Source organism: Micromonospora sonneratiae, from assembly GCF_042679305.1.
GTDB lineage: Bacteria > Actinomycetota > Actinomycetes > Mycobacteriales > Micromonosporaceae > Micromonospora_H > Micromonospora_H sonneratiae.
In genome coordinates this window covers 21,811-28,263 of record NZ_JBHTMP010000080.1, presented here as the reverse complement: position 1 = coordinate 28,263, position 6,453 = coordinate 21,811, and the positions used below count along the sequence as shown (strand labels likewise).

Annotated in this window: 4 protein-coding genes; all 4 read left to right on the top strand. The window is 67.2% G+C overall.

What is annotated here, in order from left to right; genetic code table 11:
• Nucleotides 1-3,677: hypothetical protein (locus tag ACFQ4H_RS30830; RefSeq protein WP_377577916.1), on the top strand; the 3,677-nt coding region annotated here is incomplete at its 5' end.
• 4 nt (nucleotides 3,678-3,681) lie between these two features.
• A complete protein-coding gene (locus ACFQ4H_RS30825; RefSeq protein ID WP_377577913.1) occupies nucleotides 3,682-4,050 on the top strand; it encodes a hypothetical protein in 369 nt (122 codons plus the stop codon).
• Nucleotides 4,051-4,951: 901 nt separating this feature from the next.
• Nucleotides 4,952-5,188, top strand: a complete 237-nt coding sequence (locus ACFQ4H_RS30820; protein WP_377577910.1) for a hypothetical protein — start codon at nucleotides 4,952-4,954, stop codon at nucleotides 5,186-5,188.
• Between the two features lie 338 nt (nucleotides 5,189-5,526).
• Nucleotides 5,527-6,453, top strand: coding sequence for a hypothetical protein (locus ACFQ4H_RS30815; protein WP_377577908.1), 927 nt, complete (start codon nucleotides 5,527-5,529; stop codon nucleotides 6,451-6,453).

The window sequence follows — 6,453 nt, the reverse complement described above, 5'->3', positions numbered from 1 at the left end:
CCGAGTTGCGGACGTTCATCGAGTCCCGGGCGTTGCGCGAGGGTATGCCGGGTGCGGACGTACGCGCCGACCTGGCCCGCCGCCACCTGTCCGAACCGGTCAGCGCACTGCTCGACGAGCAACGGCAGTGGTGGTACGACTCTGCGCCCACGGTTGCACTGACCCGACACCTACTGAATCGGAACCAGATACCCGATGTCAGCATCGAGCCGGTAGCTGCACAGGGCCGCAGCCTGTTCCGGGTAGCCCCGAAGGGCTGGGCGGGTACGGGCCGCCTGACCTGGACCTGCGAGGTCGTTCCCGCTTCAGAGCCGGATGGGCGGGTCGTCAGCTTCCGGGGCGGTGGCCGCGAGCGGCACTTCCACCTGGTGGTCGACAGCCATGCCGTCGACCCGCGCGGGTCCGGTCCAGACAGCGACCCGGCGATCGAATACCGGTTCCGGAGCAAACTCCGTTCCACCATCAGCGCCCTGGTCAAACTACAGTACGAACGACCAGGCGAGCTGGCGTACCGACGCTCGGATCGGCTGGCCGCAAACGTTCCCAGCGTGCTGGCGGCCGGCGTCACCATCACATTCGCCGCAGCGACCGGTCATCCGGATCTTGCAATCAGACGAACTGTCGTCACCGCAGGTGAAATTGCAACGAACAATCGCCTCAACCGGTACGTAACCAGCGTCAAGCTGGAACGCAAGCACGACCGGGCGTTGGCCCAGTTGCCGGACCGGACCGGGATCGCCGAGGGCGAGCTTCAGCGGCGGGTCGATACCAGCCATGACCGCGCGAGTGAGTTGGCCGCGACCGTGCTGGGCGATCGCGCGGCGGCCATACGTACCCGCTGGCCAGACCCGGACGTGGCACCCGCTTCCCAGCAGGTGCCCACATCGCAGATCAAGTTGGTCCGCAATGCGGTACGACAGGAGGTCCGCCAGATCCAGCGGCTGCTCACCGCTGATCCGATCGAGTTCCTCAAGAAGATCCGGTCACGGCCGGATGGCAGCTATCGGCTGACCATGCGCGGCGATACCCCCGGTGTCGTCGTCCATGTCGAGGTGGAGTACACCGCCGATCCAAGCAAGATCAACGTTGACTACACCGACGGGCGGATCACCCTTCAGGTGCCGCCGGAACTGGGCACCGCCCCGCGACCCGAACTACACAGAGCCGTCCGCGACACGCTCACCGACATCGCGAAGCGTCAACACGAACTCACCCGACACGAAGCCGGTGCCAGGGCACACCTGGAGAAGGCCACCCTGGGCGCAGCCCCATCCGCTCCCTTCAGCTACAACGTGGGCGAAGCTGCGCGTGAGGGCTTGGGCGGCCTACAGGTGACCTCAACCCTCGCCAAGGCGCTGGCGCAGGTACTGATCGACCGCTTCAACGGGCTGCGCAGCCGGGAGGTCGCTGACCTCGTTGAACGGCACGACTTCCAACACTGGGGCCGACTCAGACCCGCCGAACGCCGTAGTGTCGGCAACCAGATCGGGGAATTGGCCGACAACGGGCAGTTCCTCGCCACCGCTGGAATCGACCGCCTGGCCGACACTCCACGCCTCCCCGCGCAAACGCCAACCTCCGCCGCGACCGGCCACGCGGCTGCCGTCCGGGCGGCCCAGGAGGGCATGATCCGGGTAAACGTCCAGCACGGCAATCCCTTCAAGCTCGCCCACGTGGTACGGGACACCAATGGCAAGCAGACCGAGTTGGTCTATCGGTCGAGCAAACTTGGCCGGGGATACAACATCGAGATACGCATCAGCTTTGGCACGGCTGATGACGGGCGTCCGGTCACGCCAGGCAGCGATCGCGTCGGTCGAGGCAGGTTCAGCTTCACGGTGAACGTGGAGGCAGATCCCGGCCGGATCACCGACATCGTGGCGCATGTCGGGGACAACATCCTGTTCGACCGGGAGAACCGCCTCCCGAACGGCCGGTGGATCCGGGAGGACCTTCTTCCGATACTGGCCCAGGGAACTTCCGCAGCCGGTACCGGCGTTCTCACCAACAACCCCGCATTGGCCGCGCTCGCGGGCATCTCTGCCCTCGGCCACGGAATCAGCCGCCAGGTCGCCCGGCTGCACCAACTACGTCTCAACGACATCGCCTTCAACAAGGCGCTGTCCGAGGCGCACAACGAAACCACGACCCCGAACCATCTCCGACGCCGGATCAGTGGGCAGCAGCAACCCGTCGAGGAACTCGAACAGCGGGTCAGGGAGATCGAGGAGCGGTTGGCCGCCGATCCCCGTACCGCCGGCCCGGTGACCAACCTACGGAACCTGTACGGCGATCTTCCGCCCGCCGACCAGCATCTGCTCCCCGAGGTCGACAGGCTGGTGGCCGCCCTAAGCGACCTGCCACAGAATGCCCTGATCGCGACCCTGGCTGACGCGGAGCATACCTTCCGGCTCGTCTTCACCGGCGCGAGCGGACGCCCCGAGAACCTGACCTTCGAGCTCCGTACGGGCCTCGGAGGTCAGGTCCACGGCATCGTCACCGGGTACCGGGTCGACTCCGACGTGACCTTCGTGCTTCAGGTCGACCCGGCCCGGACCCCGCAACAGATCGCCGACGCGGTCCGTACCTGGGCCGTTCTGGAGATGCGCCGGATCGCCGGTCAGCCGACCGGTCTACTCGGTGCGAAGGCCCGTTGGCTGACCTTCGCCAGAACCGTGGGCACCCAGGCCCTCGCCTCCGCAGTCTCGTTGGTCACCGCCGATCCCCTGAAACGGGCCGAGGCCCGGGACCGACAGATCGCGTTCAGCGGCAACGCACTGACCGGTGCGGGCTCCAAGGAGCTTGCCGACATCTCGTACGACGGCAACGAGGCGGTGTCCACGCAGACCCGTACCGAGCTGCTCAGGCGAAACATCAGCACTGCGGTCGAGGAGCACCTGTCCGTCTTCCAGGCAGAGACCGACGCGCTCTTGACCCGTACCCAATGGGCGTTCGACCGCCTGCAACACCTGGAGCAGATCGCCGCCGACCTGCCGCCGGCCGAACGACCGACACCGTTCCAGCACGGCCCACGGACCCTGCCGGACACCCCGGTCGCCTGGGGAGACGACGGATCCGCCACCTCCGCCAGCGACGGATGGTCGTTCGACCCGCAGGACCTCGACCCGACCCAGCGTCCCGGCGAGACGCCACAACAGGCTGCCGAGCGCGTGGATTGGGCCCAGGTGGCCAAGATATTCCTCGACCTCGGCGACCATGCGCCGATGATCGACATCACGGCCCACGACACCACCCACGCGAGCGATGGTGCACACAGCCTGGAACGCCATGGTCCCGACATTCCGATGGGCCGCGACCCGAACACCCGCACCGTCGAGGGTCGGATCTATGGCGATCAACCCTGGGATGGCCCGGCGAACTACTCGTACCGGTGGCTGAGCAAAGCGACGATGAACCGGGTCATCAACGAGTACCTGACCGTCAACTGGACGGGCGTCCGCGAGGATCTCGCGCTGTTCGGCGTGCACCGCAAGGTCTTCAGCGTGAGCAATGCCGTCGGTGAGGGGTACTTCAACCGTGGCATGTATGGAATCGGCCCCCGCAATGCCCAGCACCACGTGACGAGCCTTGTCCGGGTGACCATGATTCTGGTGCCCGGTAGTGATCCCGCCCGCGCCTTCATCATCACCGCGTTCCCGACGGGTAAGGGAGACTGAGGGCATGGGGATCTCGAACGTGCCGGAGCCGCTGCGGAGAAGGGCGGAGGAGGCCGCACGGCAGCCCGCGATCGAGGTGGTGCGGTCGTTCCTTGGTGGGCACCTGGCCGACGCGGAAACCCTGGACGAGGTTCGTAACGATCTCCGGCGGATAGCGCAGACCACGGTCCGTGGTCTACGCCGCGACCTGGCCGCCATCGAGAGCATCCTTGCCGAACCCGCCCAGCCCGGCGTACTGGCCCAGCTCGTCGCATGGGACGCCAACTGGGTCCTGGACGACGCATCGGACGCCGCAGCCGCAGTTTTCCTACGGCGACTCGCAGACCTGCTCAGCGAGGTCATCGCCGAACGTCAGGCCGACGGGCAGCGCTGACGGGCAAACCCCTGTCTTGCCCGCCGCTCATTCGCTACGAACAGCAGCCCGCTGACCATTCGAGCGAAACGCCTCCTAAGCGGACCAAAAAATATCAATAGCCGCTCGGTTGCCTACCGAACGATGACGCCCGCCGCCCTGTCGGCCCTCGAGTTCCAGGCGAGTGGGATGCCAGAATCAAAAGGCGTTTGCCTATCGGGTTTGGACACACACCACGGGGGTGTTGGTCTTGATCAAGTGTCCTGAATGTTTGCTGAGCATTGACGGCCAACCGGCCTACTGCCCTAATCCCGAATGCGGTCAGCTACTGCCGACCGCCCCGCAGCCCACCGGGGCGGCACCGCCGAAGACGAAAATCAGCACGCCTGCGGAGCCCCCGGTTCCGGTCCCGGTTCCGGCCGTGTCCTCAACACCGGCCGTGTCCTTAACACCGGCCGTGTCCTCAACACCGGCCCCGACCCGGGCACGACTGCTGACCCCTGCGCTCATCGTCGTCGTACTGCTGCTGGCGGTAACTGCCATCTGGGTAGCCAGACCACCATCCGTACCGTCGACGGCAGTTGCAGATGGAAACCCGCCGGCAGCGGCACCCGATCCGGGAGGCGGCGCACCGACAGGAACACCTACGCTGATCCTGCCCCCGTCGCCTGGAACGCCCCGGCCGAGCAACTCAACTTCCACCGGTGCCGGCCAACCTCGCCCCTCGGACCCCAGGGCCACGCCGTCTCGGCCAGGTACGACGACCAAGGCCGCCCCCAAGGCACCGGCCCCTACCCAGTCCTCAACCGGAAGCCGACAGGTGGTGGACCCACCGGCCAGGCCGTACCTGACCGCCTCGGCGAGTGCGTCCTGTTCCGGCTGGGGGGAATGGTCGGTAAGGCTCAGTGCACAGCTGCACAACATGTCCGTCGCCTACGATCCACATGGCTCTCTGCTCGTCGACGACGGCACCATAACCGGGTGGCCGATCAGCGGTGACGGATCGTCGAGCTACTCCGGCACTGTCCCGATGTCGTACTCCGGGGACACGCTGAGCCGCCCGTCCACCGAGTGGAGCGTCACGGTCTATCCCAACAGTGACATGTCCGGGACGCCGATCCGGGTGTCGGGCACCATTTCCCGGCCAAGCGGATGCTGACCGTCTGTCCAGAGTGCGGCCAGGTCGACGAGTCGGGTGGAGCGTACTGCCTCAGTCCGTCATGTGGTGCTCTCCTACCGCAACCGACCTCGGCCCGCCGGGACCCGGCCAACACCGAGACCGTCGTCCGAGCAAGCAGCTCAGCCGGCAGGTCCGCAAAGCCGGACGACAGTCCCGGCACAGCACCTGACGAATCCAGCCGGGCAACCGGTAAGCCTGCCAAGGCAGTCAGGAAATCCGAGAAGGCAGTCAGCGAATCCGGTAAGCCAGCCGGAAAGCTCAGGCTGGAGCAGGAGAGCAGCGGGCCCGACCGGCCGACAACCGACGGACCGGGCCGGATGACCGGTAACGAAGCCGACAGCGGGTCCGGCGAGCCGGCGACCAGCCCCGACCGGCTGGCTGATGGGTCCGGGGAACCGGCCGGTCGACATGTGCCGGAGAACCGCCCACCGCGACGCCCGCCGGCACCGGTCCACGGCGTCGTTTCCGCCGCCGGCAACTGGATCACTCGCCGGCGGACCGGATCCCGGCCGCCGACACCGGCATCAGCGACCCGCGAGTCGTCGTCACCCTCGTCCCGCCCCAGGAACGGCAGGAACGGCAGGAACGGGTTGGTCCTGCCGGTTGCCGTGCTCAGCGCACTCGTCCTACTGGTGAGCGCTGCCTGGCTGGCCGGTCGCCCCGACAGCCCGGCTGCCCCTGAACAGGTTCCGCCACTGGCGGCACCACCCGTCCCGGTTACGACCACCGCTCCCGGTGCTGCCGTACCGGTCCCGCCCACCGCCGCTGCCGGGACGACCGGTCCACCCCAGTCGGCACAGCCGACCGGGCCGGGGACGACGCCACCGCGAGCGCCGGCGCCAGCCCGTCCCGGCCCGGCCACCACGACCAGGGCAGCGCCGCCGGCACCCGCCCCGACCACGACCAAGCCCAAGACGACCACCACGCCCAGAATCAGCGTGACGGTCCCGTCCCGGTGTTTCCTGTTCGGAGCGGACCTACACGGCACGGTGGTGAACGGTGGCGGCCGGACCCTCCAACGGGTACGGGTCTACCACGGCCAGTTCGGTGATCTCCCGTCCACCACCTTCTGGTTGACCAAAGGTGCCTCCTGGGACGGCTTCACCAACTCGACCTTCGACACCACCGTGCCGAGAGAGTTCGACCGATTCGGCGTGTCGGTGTACTGGGAGGTGACCGTGTACTTCAATGACGGGGCGACCGCCTCCGCCAGTGGTACGTCCGAACTCGAACTCTGCGACTGA

Excerpts from the sequence above, each read along its gene's own strand:
- ACFQ4H_RS30820 (WP_377577910.1), top strand. The coding sequence starts at position 4,952 with ATGTCCGTCGCCTACGATCCACATGGCTCTCTGCTCGTCGACGACGGC.
- ACFQ4H_RS30815 (WP_377577908.1), top strand. The coding sequence starts at position 5,527 with ATGACCGGTAACGAAGCCGACAGCGGGTCCGGCGAGCCGGCGACCAGC.
- ACFQ4H_RS30825 (WP_377577913.1), top strand. The coding sequence starts at position 3,682 with ATGGGGATCTCGAACGTGCCGGAGCCGCTGCGGAGAAGGGCGGAGGAG.